The 22502-nt window shown below is 64.8% G+C and carries 22 protein-coding genes; 14 read left to right on the forward strand and 8 right to left on the reverse strand.

From position 1 onward, the window contains the following. The coding region (locus A3AS_RS46375) for an ISAs1 family transposase (RefSeq protein WP_157644528.1) at nucleotides 1-252 on the forward strand (252 nt) is incomplete at its 5' end. Nucleotides 253-397: 145 nt separating this feature from the next. Here the strand turns inward: A3AS_RS46375 and katG are convergent. Next, a complete protein-coding gene (gene katG / locus A3AS_RS0141985) occupies nucleotides 398-2563 on the reverse strand; it encodes a catalase/peroxidase HPI (protein WP_018323397.1) in 2166 nt (721 codons plus the stop codon). Nucleotides 2564-2677: 114 nt separating this feature from the next. On the opposite strand from katG, the gene A3AS_RS0141990 reads away from it, so the two are divergent. From A3AS_RS0141990 to A3AS_RS0142005, 4 genes are all read left to right on the forward strand, one after another. Beyond that, nucleotides 2678-3604, forward strand: coding sequence for a hydrogen peroxide-inducible genes activator (locus tag A3AS_RS0141990; protein ID WP_018323398.1), 927 nt, complete (start codon nucleotides 2678-2680; stop codon nucleotides 3602-3604). A gap of 7 nt (nucleotides 3605-3611) precedes the next feature. Continuing rightward, nucleotides 3612-4067, forward strand: coding sequence for a GNAT family N-acetyltransferase (locus A3AS_RS0141995; RefSeq protein ID WP_026202924.1), 456 nt, complete (start codon nucleotides 3612-3614; stop codon nucleotides 4065-4067). Next, nucleotides 4049-4978 carry a hypothetical protein gene (locus A3AS_RS0142000; RefSeq protein WP_245283413.1) on the forward strand — a complete coding sequence of 310 codons (930 nt, stop codon included), beginning with the start codon at nucleotides 4049-4051 and terminating at the stop codon, nucleotides 4976-4978. The genes A3AS_RS0141995 and A3AS_RS0142000 overlap by 19 nt, the downstream gene beginning before the upstream one ends. Before the next feature lie 134 nt (nucleotides 4979-5112). Beyond that, entirely contained in the window at nucleotides 5113-5709 is a 597-nt protein-coding gene (locus A3AS_RS0142005; protein ID WP_018323399.1) for a glutathione S-transferase family protein, read from the forward strand. A 117-nt stretch (nucleotides 5710-5826) separates the two neighbouring features. Here the strand turns inward: A3AS_RS0142005 and fabI are convergent, their stop codons facing one another. From fabI to fabA, 3 genes are all read right to left on the reverse strand, one after another. Continuing rightward, nucleotides 5827-6624 carry an enoyl-ACP reductase FabI gene (gene fabI, locus A3AS_RS0142010; RefSeq protein ID WP_018323400.1) on the reverse strand — a complete coding sequence of 266 codons (798 nt, stop codon included), beginning with the start codon at nucleotides 6622-6624 and terminating at the stop codon, nucleotides 5827-5829. Nucleotides 6625-6774: 150 nt separating this feature from the next. After that, nucleotides 6775-7998, reverse strand: coding sequence for a beta-ketoacyl-ACP synthase I (gene fabB / locus A3AS_RS0142015; protein WP_018323401.1), 1224 nt, complete (start codon nucleotides 7996-7998; stop codon nucleotides 6775-6777). 39 nt (nucleotides 7999-8037) lie between these two features. Further along, entirely contained in the window at nucleotides 8038-8559 is a 522-nt protein-coding gene (gene fabA, locus A3AS_RS0142020; RefSeq protein ID WP_018323402.1) for a bifunctional 3-hydroxydecanoyl-ACP dehydratase/trans-2-decenoyl-ACP isomerase, read from the reverse strand. 351 nt (nucleotides 8560-8910) lie between these two features. Here fabA and irrA point away from each other — a divergent pair, with 351 nt between their 5' ends. After that, nucleotides 8911-9402 (forward strand): iron response transcriptional regulator IrrA, encoded by a 492-nt coding sequence (gene irrA, locus A3AS_RS0142025; RefSeq protein WP_014490952.1) that lies wholly within the window; start codon nucleotides 8911-8913, stop codon nucleotides 9400-9402. A 139-nt stretch (nucleotides 9403-9541) separates the two neighbouring features. On the opposite strand, the gene A3AS_RS0142030 is transcribed toward irrA, so the two are convergent. Next, nucleotides 9542-10072 carry an SH3 domain-containing protein gene (locus A3AS_RS0142030; protein ID WP_018323403.1) on the reverse strand — a complete coding sequence of 177 codons (531 nt, stop codon included), beginning with the start codon at nucleotides 10070-10072 and terminating at the stop codon, nucleotides 9542-9544. Between the two features lie 341 nt (nucleotides 10073-10413). Between A3AS_RS0142030 and A3AS_RS0142035 the strand changes: the two genes are divergently transcribed. Continuing rightward, nucleotides 10414-11415, forward strand: coding sequence for a D-glycerate dehydrogenase (locus A3AS_RS0142035; protein WP_018323404.1), 1002 nt, complete (start codon nucleotides 10414-10416; stop codon nucleotides 11413-11415). Between the two features lie 3 nt (nucleotides 11416-11418). Here the strand turns inward: A3AS_RS0142035 and A3AS_RS0142040 are convergent, their stop codons facing one another. Continuing rightward, nucleotides 11419-12330, reverse strand: a complete 912-nt coding sequence (locus tag A3AS_RS0142040; protein ID WP_018323405.1) for a LysR family transcriptional regulator — start codon at nucleotides 12328-12330, stop codon at nucleotides 11419-11421. Between the two features lie 118 nt (nucleotides 12331-12448). On the opposite strand from A3AS_RS0142040, the gene A3AS_RS0142045 reads away from it, so the two are divergent. Then, nucleotides 12449-13456: an aldo/keto reductase gene (locus tag A3AS_RS0142045; protein ID WP_018323406.1), complete on the forward strand. Its 1008-nt coding sequence runs from the start codon at nucleotides 12449-12451 to the stop codon at nucleotides 13454-13456. A 9-nt stretch (nucleotides 13457-13465) separates the two neighbouring features. On the opposite strand, the gene A3AS_RS0142050 is transcribed toward A3AS_RS0142045, so the two are convergent. Then, on the reverse strand, nucleotides 13466-14269 hold the full coding sequence (locus A3AS_RS0142050) for a molybdopterin-synthase adenylyltransferase MoeB (RefSeq protein ID WP_018323407.1): 804 nt from the start codon (nucleotides 14267-14269) through the stop codon (nucleotides 13466-13468). Nucleotides 14270-14517: 248 nt separating this feature from the next. Here A3AS_RS0142050 and A3AS_RS0142055 point away from each other — a divergent pair, with 248 nt between their 5' ends. Then, nucleotides 14518-15876, forward strand: a complete 1359-nt coding sequence (locus A3AS_RS0142055) for a serine protease (RefSeq protein ID WP_026202926.1) — start codon at nucleotides 14518-14520, stop codon at nucleotides 15874-15876. A gap of 280 nt (nucleotides 15877-16156) precedes the next feature. After that, nucleotides 16157-16900, forward strand: a complete 744-nt coding sequence (locus tag A3AS_RS0142060; RefSeq protein ID WP_018323409.1) for a ParA family protein — start codon at nucleotides 16157-16159, stop codon at nucleotides 16898-16900. A gap of 223 nt (nucleotides 16901-17123) precedes the next feature. Here the strand turns inward: A3AS_RS0142060 and mutM are convergent, their stop codons facing one another. Next, nucleotides 17124-18023, reverse strand: coding sequence for a bifunctional DNA-formamidopyrimidine glycosylase/DNA-(apurinic or apyrimidinic site) lyase (gene mutM, locus A3AS_RS0142065; RefSeq protein WP_018323410.1), 900 nt, complete (start codon nucleotides 18021-18023; stop codon nucleotides 17124-17126). A gap of 81 nt (nucleotides 18024-18104) precedes the next feature. Here mutM and ubiE point away from each other — a divergent pair, with 81 nt between their 5' ends. The 4 genes from ubiE to dut all read left to right on the forward strand — a co-directional run bounded on the left by ubiE (nucleotide 18105) and on the right by dut (nucleotide 22416). Next, complete coding sequence (ubiE, locus tag A3AS_RS0142070; protein ID WP_018323411.1) at nucleotides 18105-18866, forward strand: bifunctional demethylmenaquinone methyltransferase/2-methoxy-6-polyprenyl-1,4-benzoquinol methylase UbiE; 762 nt, start codon at nucleotides 18105-18107, stop codon at nucleotides 18864-18866. Beyond that, entirely contained in the window at nucleotides 18863-20437 is a 1575-nt protein-coding gene (gene ubiB, locus A3AS_RS0142075; protein ID WP_018323412.1) for a 2-polyprenylphenol 6-hydroxylase, read from the forward strand. The genes ubiE and ubiB overlap by 4 nt, the downstream gene beginning before the upstream one ends. Before the next feature lie 72 nt (nucleotides 20438-20509). Continuing rightward, nucleotides 20510-21961: a bifunctional phosphopantothenoylcysteine decarboxylase/phosphopantothenate--cysteine ligase CoaBC gene (gene coaBC / locus A3AS_RS0142080; protein WP_018323413.1), complete on the forward strand. Its 1452-nt coding sequence runs from the start codon at nucleotides 20510-20512 to the stop codon at nucleotides 21959-21961. Next, on the forward strand, nucleotides 21958-22416 hold the full coding sequence (dut, locus tag A3AS_RS0142085) for a dUTP diphosphatase (protein WP_018323414.1): 459 nt from the start codon (nucleotides 21958-21960) through the stop codon (nucleotides 22414-22416). Before coaBC ends, dut begins: the two co-directional genes overlap by 4 nt. Nucleotides 22417-22502 lie beyond the last annotated feature (86 nt).

Below are 22502 nucleotides of genomic sequence, written 5' to 3' on the forward strand. Positions count from 1 at the left end.
AAGAGGTTGCTCCACGTCACCCGCAGCCATTGGGGCATCGAGAATCAGCTCCATTGGGTTCTCGACGTCCATTTCGCTGAGGATGGCAACCGCTCGCGCTGTGACCACGCCCCCGAGAATCTCGCCATTCTGCGCAGGCTCGCCCTCAATGTTCTGCGAACCCACCCGGATCGCGCTTCCCTCCGGCGTAAAATCAAGCGCGCTGGCTGGGACAACGCATTCCTCTTGGCCACCCTCAGCCATATGCGATAGCCCTGCGCTTGCGGGGGAGGGTTGGGTGGCAGTGCTTCCGCAAAGAGACTCCCAACGACGAGAGAGCCCCCACCCGCGCCTTCGGCGCGACCTCCCCCGCAAAGCGGGAGAGGTTGCACCGAGCCCGAGGTGAGATCAGTCGACCTCAGCCCGCGATGTCGTAGCGGTCGAGGTTCATCACCTTGGTCCAGGCCTTGGCGAAGTCCTTTACGAACTTCTCCTTGGAGTCCGAGGTGGCATAGACCTCGGCGAAGGCGCGGAGCTGGGAGTGCGCACCGAAGATCAGATCGACGCGCGTGCCAGTCCACTTCACCGCGTTGGTCTTGCGGTCGCGGGCCTCGTAGCTGCCGTCGGCCACCGGCGTCCACTGCGCACTCATGTCGAGCAGATTGACGAAGAAGTCGTTGCTGAGCGTGCCCACCTTCGAAGTGAGAACGCCATGCTTCGAACCGTTCGCATTGGCGCCGAGCACGCGCAGACCACCGAGCAGGACCGTCATTTCCGGACCGGTGAGCCTGAGCAGCTGGGCGCGATCGACGAGGGCTTCTTCCTGCTGCAGGAACTGATGCTTCTTGCCGACATAGTTGCGGAAGCCATCGGCCCGCGGCTCGAGCGGCGCGAAGGACTCAGCATCGGTCTGCTCCTGCGAAGCATCCATGCGGCCCGGCGTGAAGCCGACCTTCACGTCGACGCCGGCATCCCTGGCGGCCTTCTCGACCGCGGCGGTACCGCCGAGCACGATGAGGTCCGCGAGCGAGACCTTCTTCGCGCCTGAAGACGCGTTGAAGTCCTTCTGGATCGCTTCGAGCTTGCCGAGAACCTTGGAGAGCTGAGCCGGCTGGTTCACCTCCCAATCCTTCTGCGGGGCAAGGCGGATGCGTGCGCCGTTGGCACCGCCGCGCTTGTCCGAGCCGCGGAACGTCGAGGCCGACGCCCACGCGGTCGAGACCAGCTCGGAGACCGACAGACCCGACGCCAGGATCTTGGTCTTCAGCGCAGCGATGTCCTGCTCGCTGACCAGCTCGTGATTCACGGCCGGAATCGGATCCTGCCAGATCAGCGTCTCCTTCGGCACCAGCGGGCCGAGATAGCGCTGGATCGGCCCCATGTCGCGATGGGTGAGCTTGAACCAGGCGCGGGCAAAGGCGTCCGCGAACTGATCCGGGTTCTCCAGGAAGCGACGCGAGATCTTCTCGTAGGCCGGATCGAAGCGCAGCGAGAGGTCGGTGGTCAGCATCGTCGGCCGATGCTTCTTCGACTTGTCGAAGGCGTCGGGAATGATCGCGTCGGCGCCCTTGGCCGTCCACTGGTTCGCACCGCCCGGGCTCTTCGTCAGCTCCCATTCGAAATTGAAGAGATTCTCGAAGAAGTTGTTGCTCCACTTGGTCGGCGTCGCCGTCCAGGTCACTTCGAGACCGCTGGTGATGGAATCACCGGCGAGGCCCGAAGCGTGCTTGCTCTTCCAGCCGAGGCCTTGATCCTCGAGCGCGCCCGCTTCCGGCTCCGGACCGACCAGCGACGGATCGCCGGCGCCGTGTGTCTTGCCGAAGGAGTGGCCGCCGGCGATCAGCGCGACGGTCTCTTCGTCGTTCATCGCCATGCGGGCGAAGGTCTCGCGGATGTCCTTGGCCGCAGCGACCGGATCCGGCTTGCCGTTCGGGCCTTCCGGATTGACGTAGATGAGGCCCATCTGCACCGCGCCGAGCGGCTCGGCGAGCTGGCGTTCGCCGCTGTAGCGCTCATCACCAAGCCACGTGCCTTCGGGACCCCAATAGAGCTCTTCCGGCTCCCAGACGTCGGCGCGGCCGCCGGCGAAGCCGAAGGTCTTGAAGCCCATCGATTCCAGCGCGACGTTGCCGGCGAGAACCATCAGGTCGGCCCAGGAGAGCTTGCGGCCGTATTTCTGCTTGATCGGCCACAGCAGCCGGCGCGCCTTGTCGAGGTTGGCGTTGTCGGGCCAGCTGTTGAGCGGCGCGAAACGCTGCTGGCCGGCACCGGCGCCGCCACGGCCGTCGGTGATGCGGTAGGTGCCTGCGCTGTGCCAGGCCATGCGGATCATGAGACCGCCATAGTGACCGAAATCGGCTGGCCACCACTCCTGCGAGTCCGTCATCAGCGCGGTCAGGTCCTTGACCACCGCCTTAAGGTCGAGCGTCTTGAATTCCTTGGCATAGTCGAATTCGTCGCCCATCGGATCGGATAGGCCGGAATTCTTGTGCAGCATCTCGATGCTGAGCTGAGTTGGCCACCAATCGCGGTTCGCTGGCACGCGTTTTCCACCCGAAAACGGGCACTTCGAAGTGTCGTCCATGAATACCTCCTCTGGTGGCGTCGAACTCGCGCCTTTGACCAGGTAGAACCACTCTAAGCGTCGCGTCCTATCAGGTAAAGTTGACTTTAATGATCGCTGCGATAGGATTTTCTGATGATAAACCTGACGCTGCGCCAGCTCCGGTATTTCGACGCCTTGGCGCGCCACGGGCATTTCGGCCGCGCGGCCGAGTCCTGCTCCATCTCGCAACCGGCCTTGTCGATGCAGATCAAGGAGTTGGAGGAGACGCTCGGCGGCCTGCTGCTCGAGCGCAGCGCCCGGCAGGTGGCGCTGACGCGGTTCGGCGAGGAGCTCGCGCAACGCGTCCGCGACATTTTGCGCTCGGTCGATGAGCTCGGCGATTTCGCCCGCGCCTCGCAGGACCGCTTCGCCGGCCGCCTGCGCATCGGCATGATCCCGACGATCGCGCCCTATCTGCTGCCCACCATCACCAAGAATCTCACCCGCATGCATCCGGAGCTCGACATCCGCGTACGCGAGACCATGACGCCGCGATTGATCCAGGAGTTGGTGGAAGGGCGGCTCGACACCGCCATCGTGGCGCTGCCGGTGTCCGAGCCTTCGCTCACCGAGGTCGCCCTGTTCGAGGAGAAATTCCTGCTGGTCCGGCCGAGCGCGGATGAGGGGACCCCGGCGCCGTCGCGCGAGATGATGCGCGAGATGCGGCTGTTGCTGCTCGAAGAGGGACACTGCTTCCGCGATCAGGCGCTGTCGTTTTGCAACATGCAGTCGGCGCCGCCGCGCGAGATGCTGGATGCCAATTCGCTGTCGACGCTGGTCCAGATGGTCAGCGCCGGCATCGGGGTCACATTGATCCCGGAGATGGCCGTGCCGGTGGAAACGCGATCGGCCTCGGTCTCGCTCGCGCGCTTCCGCGACCCGCAGCCATCCCGCACCATCGGCATGGTCTGGCGCAAGACCAGCCCGCTGGCGCGGCAGCTGCTGCAAATCTCCGAAGTGGTGTGCCTGTCGGCCGGCAAGGTGCGCGCACGCCCACCTGTACGCAACCAGCGGGCCTGAGGCTCCAATGCCGCAACCGATCATCCGCCTCGCCCGCGCCGACGAATATGACGAGGTCGGCCGCGTCTGGATGGAGAGCTGGGTCTCGACCGGGTTCGGCGAGGCCAGCGACTTTCTGCTCGCCAATCTCCGCGCCCGCATCCGACGCGAGATCGAGAACGGCTGGAGCCTGTTCGTCGCCGATGATCGCGGCACGATCGCCGCCATGCTGGCGCTGCATGTGCCAAAACTCTATCTGGATATGCTTTTCGTTGGACCCGCCTATCAGGGGCAATCGCTCGGGCGAAAGCTGCTCGCCTTCGCCCGCACGCAAATGCCGGATGAGATGTATCTGCGCTGCGTGCGCGAGAACGAAAAAGCCTGGCGCTGGTACGAGCGCGAAGGCTTTGTGTTCGAGAAAGAGGAGATCGAGCCGTCGAACGGGTTCATGATGAAATATTACCGGTGGCAGAAGACGTCATAGGTTCTGCTTGCGGAGGCGCCCCGCACGCTCTAGTTTTCGGATTACATCTCAGCAACTTCAGCTCCCGAGTCATGTTACGCAATCTCGCCGTCGCCGCCCTGTTCGCGTCGCTTTGTGCATCGACCGGATGGGCCCAGTCTCCCTCCACTCCACCAACTGCCACACCCCCGGCAACAGCCAAGCCTGTTGCGAAAAAGGCTGCGCCGAAGGCCAAGCAGCCGGCAGCGAACAAGCCGCAAGCGGTGGACGTCGGCCCCTGCAAGCTCGGCGTAATCTCTGTGATCGGGGAGCGCTACTCCGTCCAGAAGTTCGGGCTGACCATCTTCGAGAACGAGGAGGCCGAAGTTCCTATCGACTGGGGTCTCGACGATCTCGTGTTTGCGCGCGTGAAAGCGGCAACAGGCGGCGATCCCGGTGTTCGCAGGATCGCCTACCCCAAGGGTGCCTTCGAACCGTTCTATCATCCGAAATCGCGATTCATTCCCGATCCCAACGAACGCCTGCCAGCGATCGTGCGTGGCATCACGCCGAACGTGAGCTGCGATCGCTATCTGGTTGCGACGACGTACAAGGGCGAATTGCCGGGCAGCCGCATGATGTTGAACGGAATCGGCACATTCAATCAAGGGCTCGGAAATCTGATCCGGCATTCGCATTTGTTCGCGAACATCTCGATCAACCTGATCGACGGCCGGAGCTACGAGGAGATCAAGCGCCCCTTTGTAAATTTCGGCGCGAACTTCGCCGCAAGTATGCGACTGACCGAAGACCCGCTTAACAAGCTCGACAATGACCAGTTCCCCAACCCGCCCGCGACCGCTTCGAGCAGCGCGATCCTGCGCGAGAGAACGCGGGCGCTCATCACCGACAGGCTCGATCGGGGGCTTCCCGGCTATCTGAAGCAAGACTGACACGCACTCATTCGCGTCGACCAAGATGTTGACGACCGAACGCTGCATCGGACCAACCGTAGTGCGTTGCGATTTCGAAGCAGACACGCGATGAATAGCCTCGCCCGCCTCACGCCGATGGAAGGTTCCGCGCCATGATCAAGCTCTATTGGTCGCCCCGCTCGCGCTCGTTCACGACGCTCTGGCTGATGGAAGAGAGCGGCCTCGCCTATGAACGCGTGCTGACCGACATCTCGACCGGCGCGCAGAAGGCGCCGGACTATCTGAAGATCAATCCGATGGGCAAGGTGCCCGCGCTCAGCGACGGCGACGCCGCACTCGGCGAGGCCGCCGCGATCTGCGCCTACATTGCCGACCGCTATCCCGAGACCAAGCTGGCGCCTGCCGTAACCGATCCGCGCCGCGCGCGCTATCTGCAATGGCTGTTCTTCTCACCGAGCTGCATCGAGCCCGCCATCATCCAGATCTTCACCAAGATCGAGATCCCGACCTCGACCGCAGCCTGGGGCAGCGCGACGCAGGTGTTCGACGTGCTGGAGGCTGCGCTTGCCAAGGGGCCGTGGATTCTCGGCGAGGAGTTTTCGGCCGCCGACATCACGATCGGCTCGGGCCTGAATTACGCGGTGCGCCTGTTCAAGATGGTGCCATCGCGCCCCGCCTTCGATGCCTATATCGCGCGCTGCATGGCACGTCCGGCGTTCCAGCGGGCGGAGAAGATCGCGGCGGGTTAGCCGAACTCTCGTAGGGTGGGCAAAGCGTAGCGTGCCCACGTCTTCTATCTATGGCGACCGCTGAGAGATCGTGGGCACGTCGCTTGCGCTCCTTTGCCCACCCTATGGCAGCTTCGTCTATTCCGCCTTCAAATCGTCAGGCCTCGGCATCAGCACGATGTTGTAGCCGGAATCGACATAGTGGATCTCGCCGGTCACGCCGCCGGAGAGATCCGACAGCAGGTACAGCGCCGAGCCGCCGAGCTCGTCGAGCGTGACGCCGCGGCGGAGCGGCGAATGCTTCTGCATGAAGGCGAACATCGCGCGCGCCTCGCCGATGCCGGAGCCCGCGAGCGTGCGGATGGGGCCCGCGGAGATCGCGTTGACGCGGATGCCGCGCGGTCCGAAATCGGAGGCGAGATAGCGCACGGAGGCTTCCAACGCCGCCTTGGCCACGCCCATCACATTGTAGTTCGGCATCGCGCGCTCGGAGGCGCCGAAGGTCAGCGTGATCATGCTGCCGCCCTCGGTCATCAGCTCGGCGGCGCGCTTTGCGACCTCCGTGAACGAGAAGCAGGAGATCACCATGGTGCGTGAAAAGTTCTCGCGGCTGGTGTCGGCGTAGCGGCCCTTCAGCTCGTTCTTGTCGGCAAAGCCGATCGCGTGGATGACGAAATCGAGCTTGCCCCATTTTTCACGGAGCGCATCGAAGGTCGCATCGACGCTGGCGATGTCCTCGACGTCGCACGGCAGCACGAGGTCGACACCGAGCTGCTCCGCCAGCGGCTTGACGCGCTTGCCCAAGGCTTCGCCCTGAAAGGTGAAGGCAAGCTCGGCGCCGTGGGCGTGCAGCGTCTTCGCCATGCCCCAGGCGATCGAATGATCATTGGCGATGCCCATGATCAGACCGCGCTTGCCTTTCATCAGACCTTCCATTGTCGTTCCCATTATCCTGAGGTCATCGCCCGCCTTGTGCGCGCTGCGCACTGGGGCGGGCGATCCAGTATTCCAGTGACGGTCATGATCGATCGAGAAGCCGCGGCGTACTGGATGCCCCGCTTTCGCGGGGCATGACAGGGTCGGTAATCACACATCCAGCCGGCTGAACACCAGCGTGGCGTTGGTGCCGCCGAAGCCGAAGGAGTTCGACAGCACGGTGCCGATCTTGGCGTTGTCGATGCGCTTGCGCACGATCGGCATGTCGGCGAACACGGGATCGAGCTCCTGGATATGTGCGCTCTCGCAGATGAAGCCGTTATTCATCATCAGCAGCGAGTAGATCGCCTCCTGCACGCCGGTGGCGCCCAGCGAGTGGCCGGTCAGCGCCTTGGTCGCCGAGATCGGCGGGCACTTCTCGCCACTTCCGAACACGCGGCGGAGCGCATCGATCTCCGGCGGATCGCCGGCCGGGGTCGAGGTCGCGTGCGGATTGATGTAGTCGACCTTGGTCTTCACCGTCGACATCGCCATGCGCATGCAGCGCTCGGCGCCTTCGCCCGAGGGCGCGACCATGTCGTAGCCGTCCGAGGTCGCGCCGTAGCCGACGATCTCGCCGTAGATGCGGGCGCCGCGCGCCTTGGCATGTTCGAGCTCTTCCAGCACCAGCACGCCGGCACCGCCGGCGATGACGAAGCCGTCGCGGTTGACGTCGTAGGGCCGCGAGGCGGTGGCGGGCGTGTCGTTGTATTTCGAGGACATCGCGCCCATGGCGTCGAACAGCACGGAGAGCGACCAGTCCAGCTCCTCGCAGCCGCCGGCGAAGATGACGTCCTGCTTGCCTATCTGGATCGTCTCATAGGCATTGCCGACGCAATGGTTCGACGTCGCGCAGGCCGACGAGATCGAATAGTTCACGCCCTTGATCTTGAACCAGGTCGCAAGCGTCGCGGAGGCCGTGGACGACATCGCCTTCGGCACTGCGAAAGGTCCGACGCGCTTCGGTCCCTTGGTGCGGGTGATGTCGGCGGATTCGACGATGGTGCGGGCGGAGGGGCCGCCGGAGCCCATGATGATGCCGGTGCGGATGTTGGAGACTTCGTCAGGCGAAAGACCGGAGTCCTGGATCGCCTGTTCCATTGCGACGTGATTCCATGCCGCGCCCTGACCGAGGAAACGCATCGCGCGGCGGTCGACCACCGTCGCGGGATCGAGCGACGGCGCGCCCGCTACCTGCGAACGGAAGCCCAGCTCGGCATATTTCTCAGCCCGCGAAATGCCCGACTTCGCCTCGTGAAGGCTCGCAAGCACTTCCTGGGTGTTGTTTCCGATCGACGAGACGATGCCCATCCCGGTGACCACAACCCGCCTCATGACAGCCTCGCCTCAATCGTTGTTGTCTTGGTGATGCGCTCAGCCCAGGCTCGTGCCCTGCTTGAACAGGCCGACCTTCAAGTCCTTGGCGCGATAAATAATCTGGTCATCGACCGAAAGCCACCCGTCGGCGATACCGAGCACCAGCTTTGAACGCATCACGCGTTTGATATCGACGTTGTACACAACCTTGCGGGCCTCGGGCAGCACCTGGCCGCTGAACTTCAGCTCGTTCAGGCCAAGCGCGCGACCACGACCTTCACCCCCGGTCCAACCCAGGTAAAAGCCGACCATTTGCCAAAGCGCGTCGAGGCCGAGGCAGCCGGGCATCACAGGATCGTTCTTGAAGTGGCAGCCGAAGAACCAGAGATCGGGCTTCACGTCGAGCTCGGCGCGCACCAGCCCCTTGCCGAACTCGCCGCCATTGTCGTTGATGTCAGTGATGCGGTCGAACATCAGCATCGGCGGCAACGGCAGCTGGGCATTGCCCGGGCCGAACATCTCGCCGCGGCCACAGGCCAGCAGATCTTCGTATTCGTAACCGTTGCGCCTGTTCAGCATGCAGAGCCTCTGTTTGAATTCCGATTGAGCGGCGCTTTTTGGCGAAAATGGGCCCCGTTTCGGTCGGAGAGCAACGCCAATTGCCACTGTCAGGCGCTGCGTCCGCATGCCCCGGATGGACTGCGGACCGGGCCTCGTGCCCGGCTGCGCCAAAATCGGCTAAGCGGAACCGCGCGCTCTCTAACACAGGCCATTTCGGGTAGCAAAGTGCATCCATGAAGGTAAAATGACGCGATACCGGGCCGGTTCCAAGCCTTATTAGAACCTCTCTAGTTGCGAGAAACTTGCATCTGCATCTTTCTGTTCTTATATTGCTGAGAGATATTGTTCACGCGTGCCCGAAATCTGGAAATGAGCGAGAATACTGCGCCCCATCACGACGACGACGTCCACTCGGCGGCCCTGCTGTCCGGCCGCCAGCCGGCTCTCACCGGCTGCCCCTGGCACGACGTCAACGAAATGCTCCAGTCCGCCGGGCTCCGTCCGACGCGTCAGCGCATGGCACTGGGCTGGCTGTTGTTCGGCAAAGGTGCTCGCCACCTCACGGCTGAAATGCTCTACGAGGAAGCGACGCTCGCCAAGGTTCCGGTGTCGCTGGCGACGGTCTACAACACGCTGAACCAGCTCACCGATGCCGGCCTGCTCCGCCAGGTCAGCGTCGACGGCACCAAGACCTATTTCGACACCAACGTCACCACCCACCATCACTACTACCTCGAGAACAGCCATGAGCTGGTCGACATCGAGGATCCGCATCTGGCACTGTCCAAGATGCCGGAAGTGCCGGAGGGTTACGAGATCGCGCGCATCGACATGGTCGTGCGCCTGCGCAAGAAGCGCTGAACCTCACAACTCTATTGTCGTCCCGGCGAACGCCGGGACCCACCGCGTGATTCCTCAATGAGGCACGCTGGCTGACGCCTCCCAAAACAATTGAACCCTGTGGTTATGGGCCCCGGCGTTCGCCGGGACGACAGCAGCGTCAGTTCACCTGCTCGTCCGAATACACGCCCCAGAGGCGCTCCTGCTGGATCCAGCCGTCAAAACCGTTGCCGGTGACGCGGCACCAGTTTGCAGCGCACTTCTTTACCTGCGTGACGACGCCGGCCTGGAGTCTTGCTGCAACCGCGCTGTCGAGATCGGCGCGATCGTAGATCGGGGCGAGGTCGTCCTTGTGCTTCATGGTGACGACCGCGGTGCGGCGGCCCGACAGCAGCGAGTGATAGACCCAGCCCTCGGCGCCTTCGGAATCGCGCACCCGGCGCCAATTCTCGAACTCGGCGGTAATTTCCACCGGCAGGCCCGAACGGGTGTAGACCCAGGCCACGTCATTGTCCTTGGTCGGGCCGGCGCGGACATTCACGTGGTCCGATTTGAGGCTGACATAGCGCGGCACCGGCAGGCCGCTGGCGGTCTGGGGCGTGGTGTCCTTGGCCGAATGCGAGGGGCCGACCGAAGCGCTCAACCAGGTGCAAACGAGCGCCATTACCGAACAAAAACGCCCCAACGCCATCAACCCGTCTCCTGTCGAAGACCCGGCCCGAGCCCGGTCCTCACCCCAAATTCCAAAACCTGCCGCGCAATCCCCTGACCCGCCCCACGCGGGTGTTCCCCAAACCGGGCTCCTTGAAGCCTTGACCCGTGGTTCTTGTCTTGGCCCGGCCTTCTGCTAGAGAGGACGGGCACTTGAACAACCAGTTTGCCCCGATTTTCCGGCCGGAAATATCGGGAGAGCTTGAAGGAAACGCCGGGGACGGACACGGCAAGGGCAGTGTCGAACAACCGGGTTAATGAGACCTCAACGACCGGCCTTTGGCGACAGAGGCGGCTTGCGACGCCTCATGAGAGCAGGACATGTCGGTGAAGAAAAAGCCCCTCGTCGTGGTGACGCGCAAGCTGCCGGATTCGATCGAGACGCGGATGCGCGAATTGTTCGACGCGCGGATCAATCTCGAGGACACGCCGATGTCCGCCGACCAGATCGCGGAAGCCGCACGCACCGCCGACGTGCTGGTTCCGACCGTCACCGACCATATCAGCGCCGACATCATCAACCAGCCCGACTGCAAGCTGCGGCTGATCGCCAATTTCGGCAACGGCGTCGATAATATCGACGTCGAGGCCGCGCATGCCCGTGGCATCACCGTCACCAACACGCCCAAGGTCCTGACCGAGGACACCGCCGACATGACCATGGCGCTGATCCTCGCCGTGCCCAGGCGGATGATCGAAGGCGCCTCGATCCTGACCGAAGGAAAGCCCTGGCCGGGCTGGTCGCCGACCTGGATGCTCGGTCATCGCATCGGCGGCAAGCGCCTCGGCATCATCGGCATGGGCCGCATCGGCCAGGCGGTGGCGCGCCGCGCCCGCGCCTTCGGCCTGCAGATCCACTATCACAACCGCCGTCCCGTCGCGCCGAAGATCGCCGAAGAGCTTGGCGCGACCTATTGGGAAAGCCTCGACCAAATGCTGGCGCGGATGGACATCATCTCGGTGAACTGTCCGCACACGCCGGCGACCTATCATTTGCTCTCGGCGCGGCGGCTGAAGCTGATCCGCAAGGACGCCTATATCGTCAACACCGCGCGCGGCGAGGTGACCGACGAGGACACGCTGATCAAGCTGATCGAAGGCGGCGAGATCGGTGGCGCCGGGCTCGACGTCTACGAGCACGAGCCCGCGGTCAACCCCAAGCTGGTGCGGCTTGCCAAGGCCGGCAAGGTGACGTTGCTGCCGCATATGGGCTCGGCCACGATCGAAGGCCGCGTCGAGATGGGCGAGAAGGTGATCATCAACATCCGCACCTTCCTCGACGCCCACAAGCCGCCGGATCGCGTGCTGCCGAGCATGCTCTGAGGTTTATTTCCCGCGCGTCTCGCGCTTGCGCCAGTCGGCGACGAAATCGATGAAGGCGCGCAGCGCGGGCGGCGTCTGGCGCCGGCTCGGGTAATACAGGAACGGGCCGGGAAACGGCTCGCACCAATCTTCCATCAGGCTGACCAGCGCGCCGGACTTCACGGCATCGCCGACATAACCGTCGATCGTTGCCCAGACGCCCGCACCATCGAGCGCGGCTCGCAGGGCAAGGGTCATGTTCGTGGAGATCAGCTTTGCCGGCGGATCGACCTTCACGATCTGGCCGGCCTTCTCGAACTCCCAATCATGCATGACGCCGCTCGAATACCGGGCGCGGATGCAATCATGCTCGAGCAAATCCTTCGGATGCTTCGGCTCGCCGCGGCGCGCGACATAATCGGGCGAGGCGACGACGACATAGTGCTGCGGACCGCTCAGCGGGATCGCCACCATGTCCTGCGCGAGATGCTCACCATAACGCACGCCGGCATCGTAGCCCCCGCTCACGATATCGACGAAACCGCTTTCGGACACGACGTCGAGATCGACCTGCGGATGCGCTGCGAGGAACGGGCCGACCATCGGCGCCAGCACGAGATCGACCGCCGGGGGCGGCGCGTTGATGCGCAGGCGGCCGGAAGCCACCTCGCGCAGGCCCCGCACCTCCGCCAGGGCATCGCCGACGTCGCGTAGGGCAGGTGCCACCCGCGACAGCAGCAGCTCGCCCGCCTCGGTGAGCGCGACACTGCGGGTGGTGCGGTTCATCAGGCGGACGCCAAGGCGCTCCTCGAGGTCGCGTAGGCGCTGGCTAAGGCTCGACACCGACACGCGAATCTCGATCGCCGCCCGCCGGAAATTGCGGGTGCGGGCGACCGCCACGAAGACTTCGAGATCGCGCAGATCAGGCTCAGTCATTGTTCGATAGGATGAACAAGCCATTCGGCATTGTCCAGCTTATCGGCGCAATGGACCAGGTGCATATCCAGCCCGTCACGCGGCGCAATCAGCCTGCCGCCTTTCGAGGAGAGCCATCATGGAACAGCACAAACTCGGTTCAACCGGCCCCCGCGTCTCTGCCCTTGGTCTCGGCTGCATGGCCATGTCGGACGCCTATGGCCCGGCCGATCGCGGCGAGAGCATCGCCACGATCCACGCGGCGCTCGACGCCGGTATCACGCTGCTCGACACCGGCGATTTCTACGCCATGGGTCACAATGAAATGCTGATCCGCGATGCGCTGAAGGAAGTGGCGCGCGACAGGGTGCAGATCAGCGTCAAGTTCGGCGCGCTACGCGGCCCTGCCGGTGAATTCACTGGCATGGATTGCCGCCCGGCCGCGATCCGGAATTTCCTCGCCTATTCGCTGCAGCGGCTCGGCACCGACTATATCGATATCTACCGCCCGGCACGGCTCGACCCCAACGTCCCCATTGAAGAGACCATCGGCGGCCTCGCCGATCTCGTGAAGGCTGGCTACATCAGGCATATCGGCCTGTCCGAGGTCGGCTCCGACACCATCCGCCGCGCGCATGCCGTGCATCCGATCGTCGATCTCCAGATCGAATATTCGCTGATCGAGCGCGGCATCGAGCGCGACATTCTCAAGACCTGCCGCGAGCTCGGCATTGGCATCACCGCCTATGGCGTGCTGGCGCGCGGCCTGATCAGCGGCCATTGGTCGAAGGATTCGGGCACGGCCGGCAAGGACTACCGGCTGATGACGCCGCGCTTCCAGGGCGCAAATCTCGACGCCAATCTCGTGCTGGTGGAGTCCCTGCGTGCCATCGCCGGCGAAATCGGCGCAACGCCGGCGCAGGTCGCAATCGCCTGGGCCGCGGCGCAGGGAAAAGAGATCGTGCCGCTGGTCGGCGCCAAGACCCGCACCCGTCTCGTCGAAGCGCTTGGCGCGACCAGGGTCACGCTGACACCGGCGCATCTTGCGGCGCTGGCCAAGGCGTTTCCGCCGGATATCGCCTCGGGCACGCGTTACACCGCCGAGCAGATGGCCCATCTCGATAGCGAGAAGCCGGCCACGGCGTAACGCAGCCCATCACGTGCGATGGGCGCTGAGGTCGGTGACCACGGGCCCGTCGCCGTTGAGCGGATTGGCCGGATCGCGCGAATAGCGCAGCGTCTCGAAGCGCATCGCGCGCGCATCGATCATCAGGAGGCGGCCAACGAGGCCGTCGCCGAAACCGACGATCTCGCGGATCGCTTCCATCGCCATCATCGACCCCAGCACGCCCGCCAGCGCACCCATGACGCCGGCTTCCGCGCAGGCGGGAACGGTGCCCGGCGGCGGCGCCTCCGGAAACAGGCAGCGATAGGTCGGATTGAATTCGCCCTGCTCGTTGGTCTCGTGCGCGCGGATGGTGGTGAGCGAGCCGTCGAAGGTGCCGAGCGCGGCCGTGATCAACGGCCGCTTCGCGAAGAAGCAGGCGTCCGAGACCAGATAGCGTGTCGAGAAATTATCAGAGCCGTCGAGCACGAGGTCGTAGTCGCCGATCAGGCTGAGCGCATTGTCAGCATTCAGCCAGGTGGCGTGGCCGACGAAGCGAACATGCGGGTTGAGCGCCGCAATCCGCTCGGCGGCGCTCTCGACCTTGTGCCGGCCGATATCGGGCGTGGTGTGGATCACCTGGCGCTGCAGGTTGGACAGCGACACCACGTCGTCATCGACCACGCCGAGCGTGCCGATGCCGGCGGCGGCCAGATACATCAGCGCCGGCGCGCCGAGCCCGCCGGCGCCGATCACCAGCGCAGAGGCGCGCTTCAGCGCCGCCTGGCCCGGTCCGCCGACGTCGCGCAGCACGATATGGCGGGCATAGCGTTCCAGTTCGTCCGGGCTCAGCATCGTCGTACGCCTCTCCTACCAAGCCGTCGCTCTCACTCCTCATGGGGAGGAAGCGCAAAGCGCCGTCTCGAACCATGCAGGCCCCGATCTCGCCGCGGCCATCCTTCGAGACGCGGCCTTGAGGCCGCTCCTCAGGATGAGGACCTGTGTACGCGGCTCGACCTTAGGCCTGAACCACCGCAACATTGTTCGCGACCAACGAGATGTGCTTCAATGGCATTGCGTTCAATGGGCTGGTTGGATTTGTCATGAGATCGATGCTTGCGGCAACCTTGATGTTTGCGGCTGCCACAGGCGCGCACGCCCAGATGACGACGCCGCAGATCCCCGGTACCAAGCCGAAGCTGGTCCAGACCGTGCCGATCCGGCCTCCGGCAACGCAGACGCCATCGGCGACGGCGGATGCGATGGCGCAAGCGGAGCGGCTGTCGCTGCAATCCGACCTCGCCTGGGTCGGCCAGTACAACGGCGCCATCACCGGCGACGTCAGCGCGCGCCTGGTCAACGCCATCAAGGAATACCAGAAGGCCAAGGGCGGCAAGCCGACCGGCGTGCTCAATCCGCAGGAGCGCGCCGCGCTGGCCGAGACGGCGCGAAAGAAGCAGGACGGCGTCGGCTGGAAGATCGTGACGGAGCCGACCAGCGGCGCCCGGCTCGGCATCCCCTCGAAACTGGTGCCGCAGCAGGCGAGCGACGCCAACTGCTCGAAATGGACCTCGCCGACCGGAACCGTGCAGGTGCTGCTCAGCCGCCGCAAGGAGGCGAACCCGACCGCGGCAAAACTCGCGGAGCTGGAGAAGGAGCCGTCCGGGCGCAAGGTCGATTACACCGTGGTGAAGCCCGATTTCTTCGTGCTCTCGGGATTGCAGGGCCTGAAGAAGTTTTACGTCCGCGGCACCTTTAGAGGTGACGAGGTCCGCACCATGACGATCCTCTACGACCAGGCGACCGAGAACACGGTCGAGCCGGTCGTGATCGCGATGTCGAGCGCGTTCAACGCGTTTCCGTCCGGACCGCAAGCCGGGCCGCCGCCGCGCAAGACCGTCGAATACGGCACCGGCCTCGTCGTCAGCGATGACGGCGCGATCGTCACCGACCGGCTCGTCACCGACGGCTGCCTCGCCATCACGATCGCCGGCTATGGCAGCGCCGATCGCCTCGCCGAGGACAAGGAGCGCGGTCTCGCACTGCTGCATATCTACGGCGCACGCGGCCTGAAGCCATTCAGCCTCGCTGGCGGCGCGGCCAAGACGAACGTGGATGTCGTCGGCATCGCGGATCCGCAGAGCCAGGGCGGCGCGGCGGGTGTCTCGACCGTCAAGGGCGCACTCGCACCGGTCACGAGCAGCGAGTCCGCACTGTCGCCTCCGCCGGCGGTGGGATTTTCCGGTGGTCCGGCGATCGATGGCGATGGCAAGTTCACCGGCATTGCGTTGTTGAAGCCGACCATGGTGGCAGGACCCGCGACATCGGTGCCGGCCTCGCAGGCCGTGATGGTGTCCGCGGACGCCGTGCGCGATTTCCTGAAGGCCAAACAGGTCACGGTGAACGGTACGTCGACGGACGCAAAGGCCGCCGTCGTGCGCGTGATCTGCGTGCGGAAGTAGGTTTAACGCCAACTCTCGTGTCCCGGACGCGGTGCGGCGCGTAGTGGACACGAGTTCAACTGAGCCGCGAGCATCATCACACGTACGACTACTGGTCCAGTAATGGTACGGATTAGCTGGCCATCCCCATTCCGCCATCATCGTTACTGTTGATTCGGACCTCCGCGATCCCCCTTTGGATCGGGCCGGCACGTCCTGAGCGAGAAGGCTCAGCATCGAGATCGATGCACGTTCGCGTGGCGTAGTCCTGACCCAAGCATTCCAAAGGATTGATCTTCAAATGCACACGATCGTACTGGCCACCCAAAAGGGTGGCAGCGGCAAGAGCACGCTCGCCATCGGCCTCGCGCTCGCGGCCAAGCAGGCCGGCTTCACCGTCCGCCTGATCGAGACCGACCCGCAGGGCACCCTGTCGAACTGGCAGCGCCGCCGCACCACCGATGGTCTCGTCGTCGAGCCGATCTATCATGCCGCCGACATCGAGCCGCGCCTGAAGATGCTGGCTGACAGCGGCCTGCAGCTGGCGATCGTCGACACCGCCGCCGGCCTCAGCGCCGCGACCACCGCCGCGATCCGCCATTCCGATCTCTGCCTGATCCCGGCCCGCCCGAGCGTCGCCGACATCGAGGCGACCGTCTCGACGCTCAGCGTCGCACGCGCCTGGAAGCGGCCCTACAGCTTCGTGCTGAACCAGACGCCGATCCGCGGCCAGCGCATCGACAACGCCGCCAACATCCTCGCCGAGGAAGCGGCGCTCGATCTTTCGGACGTGCTCGCGCGCCCGCTGATCGTGATGCGTAACGACCACCAGGATTCGCTCGCGAGCGGCCTTGCCGTGAGCGAATTCGCGCCGAACGGGAAGTCGGCGAACGAGATCCGCGGCCTGTGGCGCTGGATCGAGACCCGGCTCGAGCTCAGCGCCACGACCAATGTCCCGATCGATCAGGTGATGTCGCCTGCGGACGGAATGCTGCATGTCGTCGCCGATCTTTCGGCGGACGAGACCACGACACTGGCGTCCTGAGCGGGGCATCGCTCTGACGGCAGTCGGCCCTTCATCATCCGGAAGGGCCCCAGCGACGAAGCGATCCGGCCACCAGCCCGGCCGGATTGCTTCGCTTCGCGGTTTTATAGACGTTCGATCTTCGCGTCGTAGCCCGGATGGAGCGCAGCGCAATCCGGGGAGTCTCTCCGCGGTCACGCTGGACCCGGATTTCGCTGCGCTCCATCCGGGCTACGGGGCTACGTCATCTCTGACACTTCTGGCACCAGAAGGTGGAGCGTCCGTTCTGCGTGAACCGCTTGACGGTGCCACCGCAGCCCGGCGTCGTGCATTTCTCGCCTTCGCGGTCGTAGACCTTGAACGAATGCTGGAAATAGCCGAGCTCGCCCGAGGTCTGGCGATGATCGCGCAAGGACGAGCCGCCGGCCTTGATGGCGTCGTTCAGCACCGTGTGGATCGCACTCACCAATCGTTTCGCATGATCGGTCGGCTCGCCGCCGCCAACGCCCTTGCGGCCCTTGGTCGCGAGCGTCGCCGCGATCCGGCGCGGCGACAGATGCGAGCGATGCAGGGCTTCGCAGACATAGATGTTGCCGAGTCCCGCCACCACGCGCTGGTCGAGCAGCGCGGCCTTCAGGCTGGTGGTCTTGCCTTCGCAGGACCGCGCCAGCATCGCGGCGTCGAATTCGTTGCCGAGCGGCTCGGGGCCGAGGTCGCGCAGCAGCGGCTCCTCCTCGAGTGCGTTACGTGCGATCACTTTCATGTAACCGAAGCGGCGCGGGTCGTTGAAGACGATGTCGGCGCCGGAAGACATCCGAAACAGCACGTGGTCGTGCGTGGAGTCCTTACCCCTCGGATAGTGAAACTCGCCGGGAGCTGCCTCGTTGTCCGGCTTGATGACGCGGAACGAGCCCGACATGCCCAGATGCATCAAGAGCACATCGCCGGAGGCGAGATCGGCCATGAGATATTTTGCACGCCGGCCGAGCCCCGTGACGACCTGCCCCTGGAGCCGGGCCACGAAATCCGGCTGGAACGGAAAGCGCAGGTCCGGCCGGCGGGCCTCCGCCACCAGGATTTTCGCACCCTCCATCACAGGCTGAAGGCCGCGGCGGACGGTCTCGACTTCGGGCAATTCAGGCATGGTCAGGCATTCACCTTATGAAGGCGGTGTGATAGCGCCATTGCGGCGGGCGCGCTATGGTTCGCCCAGTGGAGTAGAGTAATGGATCGGCCGGGCGAAACCACGCATTTTGGCTTCAGGGACGTCCCCCTGGGGGACAAGCAGACGCTGGTGAACGATGTGTTTCACAGCGTGGCGTCGCGCTATGATTTGATGAACGATTTGATGTCCGGCGGCCTGCACCGGGTCTGGAAGGACATCATGATTACCGCGCTCGACCCGCCGAGGAGCGACCGGTCGTTCGCGTTGCTCGACGTGGCCGGCGGCACCGGCGACATCTCGTTCCGTGCCGCCAAGGTGGCGGGCCCCGGCTTCCATGCCACCGTCTGCGATATCAACACCGACATGCTGGCGGTGGGCCGCGAGCGCGCCGCGAAGCGCCATCTCGAAACCCGGGTCGATTTCGTCGAAGGCAATGCCGAAGCGCTCGCCTTCGCCGACCGCAGCTTCGACGCATATACGATCGCCTTCGGTATTCGCAACGTGCCCCGGATCGATCTGGCGCTGCGCGAAGCACACCGCGTGCTGAAGCCCGGCAGCCGCTTTCTGTGCCTGGAATTCTCTACTGTCGAGATGCCCGGGCTTGACCGGATCTACGACCTGTTCTCGTTCAAGGTGATCCCGCCGCTCGGCCGGATGATCACGGGCGACGCCGAGTCCTACCAATATCTCGTCGAGTCCATCCGCAAGTTTCCAAAACCCAACGCCTTCGCCGACATGATCCGCGACGCCGGCTTCGCCCGCGTCAGCTGGCAGACCCTGTCCGGCGGCATCGTCGCACTGCATTCGGGCTGGCGTTTGTGATCTCTGCCTTCACCCACATTGCGCGCCTGATCCGCGCCGCGTTCGTGTTTGCGCGCGAGGGCGTGTTCGGCTCGGTCGATCCGAGCCTGGTGCCGCCGCCGGGACAGCTCGCTCTGAAGCTGGCGCGCCTCGTCGAACGACGTGGCGTCAAGCACGGCCCGCGGATATCGCGCGCGCTGACGCGGATGGGCCCCGCCTATCTCAAGCTCGGACAATTCCTGGCCACACGCCCCGACGTCGTCGGCGTCATCATGGCGCGCGACCTCGAAAGTCTCCAGGACCGCCTGCCGCCGTTTCCGCAGGACGAAGCCGAAGCCGCGATCGCGACCTCGCTGGAGCGGCCACTGAAGGATGTGTTTGTGAGCTTCGGCCCTCCCGTCGCGGCGGCCTCGATCGCGCAGGTGCATCGCGGCGAGGTTTTGCACGCCGGCATCCGCAAGTCGGTCGCGGTCAAGGTGCTTCGGCCCAACGTCGCTACGCGCTTCCGCCGCGACCTCTCCGATTTCTTCTTCGTCGCGCACAAGGCCGAGGCTTATTCGGCCGAAGCGCGGCGCCTGCGCCTCATCGAGGTCATCAACACCATGTCGCGCTCGGTCGCGATGGAGATGGATCTGCGGCTGGAAGCTGCGGCGCTGTCGGAGATGGCAGAGAACACGCAGGGCGATCCTGATTTCCGCGTGCCGGCCGTGGACTGGGACCGCACCACGCACAACGTGCTGACGATGGAGTGGATCGACGGCATCGCGCTGAACGATCACAAGCGTCTGGCCGAATCGCAGGTCGACCTGCCCGATCTCGGCCGCAAGGTGATCCAGAGCTTCCTGCGCCACGCGCTGCGCGACGGCTTCTTCCACGCCGACATGCATCCGGGCAATCTGTTCCTGGATGACGCGGGGCGACTCGTCGCGGTCGATTTCGGCATCATGGGCCGGCTCGGCATGAAGGAGCGGCGCTTCCTCGCCGAAATCCTGCTCGGCTTCATCACCCGCGATTATCGCCGCGTCGCCGAGGTGCATTTCGAGGCGGGCTACGTGCCCGCACATCACTCGGTCGAGAACTTCGCGCAAGCGATTCGCGCCATCGGCGAGCCGATCCACAACCGCACGGCGGAAGAGATCTCGATGGCGCGGCTCTTGACGCTGCTGCTCGAGGTCACCGGCCTGTTCGACATGACCACGCGCCCCGAGCTGATCCTGCTCCAGAAGACCATGGTCGTGGTCGAAGGCGTGGCGCGCGGCTTCGATCCCAGGCTCGACATCTGGAAGGTCGCCGACCCCGTGGTACGCGAATGGATCGAGCGCAATCTCGGTCCGATCGGCCGGGTGCAAGGCGCGCTCGCCGGGACCGGAGACATCGCGCGCGTGCTGATGCGCATGCCGGAAATCGCCGAGCGGTCCGTGAAGGTCCTCGAGCAGCTCGAGACCATGACACGGGAGGGCATCAGGCTGTCGCCCGAGAGCATCGCCGCGATGGGCCGCAGCGAGGGCCGCAAGAATCGCTGGCGCACTGTCGCGCTCTGGATCATCGCCGCGACCTTCATCGGGATCCTGATCGCCGTCCGGAATCTGTGATTGCCAAAAGCCTGATTGCATTGCAATCACACGAGTGATAGCATCGCTATCATTTCGTGCTGGAGGGGCGTCATGGCAAGCCTGACCATCCGCAAGCTCGACGACGCCGTCAAAACCTATTTGCGGCTGCGCTCGGCCAAGAACCGCAGGTCGGTCGAGGAAGAGGTCCGGGTCATCCTGCGGGAGCTGATCGAGGGCCGCGAGGAGCCGCTGACGCCGTTTGCGGTACCGCCTGCGGTATCCTCCACCCCCGCACTCCAGCGCACCGGCGCCGTCCCCGAGGCCAGCGTCACCCTGATCATCGGCGGCGGCATCGCGGCCTATAAATCGCTCGACCTGATCCGAAGGCTGAAGGAGCGCCGCGTCGAGGTCCGCTGCGTCCTGACCAAGGCGGCCCAGCAATTCGTCACGCCGCTGGCGGTCAGCGCCCTCTCCCATGAGCGCGTCTATACCGACCTGTTCGACCCGCAGAGCGAGTTCGACGCCGGCCATATCAGGCTTGCGCGCGACTGCGACCTGATAGTCGTCGCGCCGGCGACCGCCGACCTGATGGCCAAGATAGCCAACGGCCATGCCGACGATCTCGCCAGCGCCATCCTGCTCGCGACCAACCGCAAGGTGCTGCTGGCACCGGCAATGAACCCGCTGATGTGGACCAATGCGGCCACGCGCCGCAACCTCACGCAGCTGCAGCGCGACGGCGTGGTGCTGATCGGACCCAATTCCGGCGAGATGGCCGAAGCAGGCGAAGCCGGTGTCGGCCGCATGTCGGAAGCGATCGAGATTGCCGCCGCCGCCGAGCGCCTGCTGCGGCCGCCGGCGCCAAAGCCACTTGCCGGCAAGCGCGTACTGATCACCGCAGGTCCTACCCACGAGCCGATCGATCCGGTGCGCTACATCGCCAATCGCTCCTCGGGCAAGCAGGGCTTTGCCATTGCCGCCGCCGCACAAGCCGCCGGCGCCGAGGTGATTTTGGTCAGCGGTCCGGTCGACCTCAGCGATCCCCAGGGCGTCACCGTCAAGCACGTCGAATCGGCGCGGCAGATGCTGGAGCAGGTGCAGGCCTCGCTTCCCGCCGACATCGCGATCTTTGCCGCCGCGGTCGCCGACTGGCGCGTTGCCAATGAAGGCGAGCAGAAGCTGAAGAAGACTTCGGCCGGCATGCCGCCGCTTCAGCTGATCGAGAACCCCGATATCCTCGCCACGATCTCGAAGCTGACCGACAAGCGCCCGCCGCTGGTGATCGGCTTTGCCGCCGAGACGGAGCACCTCATCGACAACGCCAAGTCAAAACTGGCCCGCAAGGGCTGCGACTGGATCGTCGCCAACGACGTCTCGCCCGCCACCGGCGTGATGGGCGGCGACCGCAACACCGTGCATCTGATTAGCCGCAAGAATGGTGAGAAGGACGGCGAGATTGCAGTTGATTCCTGGCCGGTGATGACCAAGGAACAGGTCGCCATCGAACTGGTCGCGCATGTCGCACGAAGCGTGACCGACAAATCCCTGGAGCCGGCATCTTGAGCACGAAGGTCCCTGTCGAACTGCAACGCCTGGCCCATGCGGAAGGCCTGCCAATGCCGGCCTATCAGACTACCGAGGCTGCCGGCCTCGATCTGATGGCGGCGGTGCCGGACAGCGAGCCGATGATGCTCGCCCCCGGCCAATATGCGCTGGTGCCGACGGGCCTTGCGATCGCATTGCCGGCCGGGCACGAGGCGCAGGTGCGACCGCGCTCGGGGCTTGCCGCCAAGCACGGCGTCACCGTGCTGAACTCGCCGGGCACGATCGACGCGGACTATCGCGGCGAGATCAAGGTGATCCTGATCAATCACGGCACAGCGCCGTTCGTGATCAAGCGCGGCGAGCGCATCGCCCAGATGGTGATCGCGCCCGTGGTGCAGGCCGCGCTGGTTCCGGTGGCCACATTGTCGGCCACCGATCGCGGCGCCGGCGGCTTCGGCTCGACGGGCCGCTAGTTCTTACCTCTCCCGCTTGCGGGAGAGGTCGACGCGCAGAGCGCGGCGGGTGAGGGCTCTCTCCTCTGGGGAGCGTCCCGTTGCGG

This window comes from Bradyrhizobium sp. WSM2793 (assembly GCF_000379585.1).
Lineage (GTDB): Bacteria > Pseudomonadota > Alphaproteobacteria > Rhizobiales > Xanthobacteraceae > Bradyrhizobium.

What these genes read in the sequence shown, in the direction of transcription:
- katG (WP_018323397.1), bottom strand. Translation starts at nt 2,563, where the DNA reads ATGGACGACACTTCGAAGTGCCCGTTTTCGGGTGGAAAACGCGTGCCA.
- A3AS_RS0141990 (WP_018323398.1), top strand. Translation starts at nt 2,678, where the DNA reads ATGATAAACCTGACGCTGCGCCAGCTCCGGTATTTCGACGCCTTGGCG.
- A3AS_RS0141995 (WP_026202924.1), top strand. Translation starts at nt 3,612, where the DNA reads ATGCCGCAACCGATCATCCGCCTCGCCCGCGCCGACGAATATGACGAG.
- A3AS_RS0142005 (WP_018323399.1), top strand. Translation starts at nt 5,113, where the DNA reads ATGATCAAGCTCTATTGGTCGCCCCGCTCGCGCTCGTTCACGACGCTC.
- fabI (WP_018323400.1), bottom strand. Translation starts at nt 6,624, where the DNA reads ATGGAAGGTCTGATGAAAGGCAAGCGCGGTCTGATCATGGGCATCGCC.
- fabB (WP_018323401.1), bottom strand. Translation starts at nt 7,998, where the DNA reads ATGAGGCGGGTTGTGGTCACCGGGATGGGCATCGTCTCGTCGATCGGA.
- fabA (WP_018323402.1), bottom strand. Translation starts at nt 8,559, where the DNA reads ATGCTGAACAGGCGCAACGGTTACGAATACGAAGATCTGCTGGCCTGT.
- irrA (WP_014490952.1), top strand. Translation starts at nt 8,911, where the DNA reads ATGAGCGAGAATACTGCGCCCCATCACGACGACGACGTCCACTCGGCG.
- A3AS_RS0142030 (WP_018323403.1), bottom strand. Translation starts at nt 10,072, where the DNA reads ATGGCGTTGGGGCGTTTTTGTTCGGTAATGGCGCTCGTTTGCACCTGG.
- A3AS_RS0142035 (WP_018323404.1), top strand. Translation starts at nt 10,414, where the DNA reads ATGTCGGTGAAGAAAAAGCCCCTCGTCGTGGTGACGCGCAAGCTGCCG.
- A3AS_RS0142040 (WP_018323405.1), bottom strand. Translation starts at nt 12,330, where the DNA reads ATGACTGAGCCTGATCTGCGCGATCTCGAAGTCTTCGTGGCGGTCGCC.
- A3AS_RS0142045 (WP_018323406.1), top strand. Translation starts at nt 12,449, where the DNA reads ATGGAACAGCACAAACTCGGTTCAACCGGCCCCCGCGTCTCTGCCCTT.
- A3AS_RS0142050 (WP_018323407.1), bottom strand. Translation starts at nt 14,269, where the DNA reads ATGCTGAGCCCGGACGAACTGGAACGCTATGCCCGCCATATCGTGCTG.
- A3AS_RS0142055 (WP_026202926.1), top strand. Translation starts at nt 14,518, where the DNA reads ATGAGATCGATGCTTGCGGCAACCTTGATGTTTGCGGCTGCCACAGGC.
- A3AS_RS0142060 (WP_018323409.1), top strand. Translation starts at nt 16,157, where the DNA reads ATGCACACGATCGTACTGGCCACCCAAAAGGGTGGCAGCGGCAAGAGC.
- mutM (WP_018323410.1), bottom strand. Translation starts at nt 18,023, where the DNA reads ATGCCTGAATTGCCCGAAGTCGAGACCGTCCGCCGCGGCCTTCAGCCT.
- ubiE (WP_018323411.1), top strand. Translation starts at nt 18,105, where the DNA reads ATGGATCGGCCGGGCGAAACCACGCATTTTGGCTTCAGGGACGTCCCC.
- coaBC (WP_018323413.1), top strand. Translation starts at nt 20,510, where the DNA reads ATGGCAAGCCTGACCATCCGCAAGCTCGACGACGCCGTCAAAACCTAT.